Annotated in this window: 2 protein-coding genes; one reads left to right on the forward strand and one right to left on the reverse strand. The window is 64.0% G+C overall.

Annotation, left to right across the window (positions count from 1 at the left end):
- Positions 1-122: 122 nt before the first annotated feature.
- Positions 123-551, reverse strand: coding sequence for a transposase (locus tag E1958_RS19645; protein WP_165742389.1), 429 nt, complete (start codon positions 549-551; stop codon positions 123-125).
- On the opposite strand from E1958_RS19645, the gene E1958_RS20625 reads away from it, so the two are divergent.
- Positions 525-776 carry a hypothetical protein gene (locus E1958_RS20625; RefSeq protein ID WP_165742390.1) on the forward strand — a complete coding sequence of 84 codons (252 nt, stop codon included), beginning with the start codon at positions 525-527 and terminating at the stop codon, positions 774-776. The genes E1958_RS19645 and E1958_RS20625 overlap by 27 nt on opposite strands.
- The last annotated feature ends 62 nt before the right edge of the window (positions 777-838 follow it).

Genomic DNA, 838 nt, shown 5'->3' on the forward strand with positions numbered 1-838 from the left:
GATCAACCAATCACAAACGGCGCCGGTGACGCTTAACTTACATGGCATTGCCTTGCAGGGGATTCGATCGCTGCTACCGAGAAAGGAAAGGACGTCGGGGTTCCTCCGTCACCCGCGACCTACTACGGACCAATGGCAAAATCCTGCGGTCGGAAGGCGTCATCATTCGCGACGGCCTGGACAGGCTTGGCCTGTTGGCGTCGGGCGCAAGACTCTCGGAACGCACCCACGCCGCGCCGGTTGACCACCCGGATCAGGTTGTAGCCACGTACCAGGAAGTGGTCCCAGCCGAACCAGCGCTTGAGGGTGCCGAAGGGATGTTCGACCAGACCGGCACGCTGACGCATCTTCTCTGGCCCCTGATCGGCCATCCGTTGCCGCTGGGCCTCAACCAACGCCGCGTGCTCACTGCGGTAAATGCGGTGCACGCCGCCGGCGTCGGGCCAGCACACCGCTTTCAGCGGGCAGGCTCGGCACTGACCGGCCGGGCGGCTGTAGCCGGTGTGCCGAGTGCCGTTCTTCTGATGCGGCTGACCGCGCGGGGGGAGCAATTCACCGGCGGGGCAGATGTCGACATCAAGGGTACGGTTGTACGAGAATCGCTCGCCGCTGAGGCGGCCGTGGCCGGTAACCGCCTGGTGCTGATTCGGGATGGGGGCCTAGACCGTGGCCCCAGCCGCTTCGCAGGCGGCCAATTCGGCCTCACTGGAGTAGCCGGTATCGGCGACCGCGGTAAAGGTTCCACCCCGAGCACCGCCATGGTCTCCCGGCATTGACGGCCGAGCCTGAGGTATCCCCACATTATTGCAATCTAAGACAACGAATTATGGAGCGAATG

Source organism: Candidatus Thiosymbion oneisti (assembly GCF_004359955.1).
Taxonomy (GTDB): Bacteria; Pseudomonadota; Gammaproteobacteria; order Chromatiales; family Chromatiaceae; genus Thiosymbion; species Thiosymbion oneisti.